This window comes from Erwinia sp. PME.40.26/001 (assembly GCF_055556675.1).
Genome location: NZ_JBVHNP010000049.1, coordinates 1 through 371, shown reverse-complemented (window position 1 = coordinate 371; position 371 = coordinate 1). Strand labels below are relative to the sequence as shown.

The window sequence follows — 371 nt, the reverse complement described above, 5'->3', positions numbered from 1 at the left end:
AGCGAAGCGACCCCGCCCGATCACGCGCTCCGCGCGCACGTGGTGATACCCGCGCGGCAGCACCCCCGCCGTCGCCCCGATCTCGGGATAGGTGAGGTCGCTCATGCCGCACACGGTACTCGCGCGGGGGCGGCGGGCGGCAAGGCTTGTGCCGAACGGAGGACCGAACGCCCCGCGGGGCTCCTCCGCCCGTCCCTCGCCCTCCGCTCCTCACGCGCGACCGCGCGCTCTGGACGGCCGAATTGCGCGAACGGTACATTCGAGGTTCCTCCGCCCGAACGGACGATCTCGTGACCGGTCTTTCCCGCCGTCAGTTCCTGCACGCCACCGCCGCCGCTGCCGCCGCGACGGGGCTCGGGTTCGACTTCCTC

2 protein-coding genes are annotated in these 371 nt (G+C 73.0%); one reads left to right on the top strand and one right to left on the bottom strand.

The window, feature by feature from the left end; all coding sequences use genetic code 11:
* Positions 1-105: DUF1990 family protein (locus ACZ3HG_RS23165; RefSeq protein ID WP_465334646.1), on the bottom strand; the 105-nt coding region annotated here is incomplete at its 3' end.
* A 185-nt stretch (positions 106-290) separates the two neighbouring features.
* On the opposite strand from ACZ3HG_RS23165, the gene ACZ3HG_RS23160 reads away from it, so the two are divergent.
* On the top strand, positions 291-371 hold an 81-nt coding region (locus ACZ3HG_RS23160), incomplete at its 3' end, for a twin-arginine translocation signal domain-containing protein (RefSeq protein ID WP_465334644.1).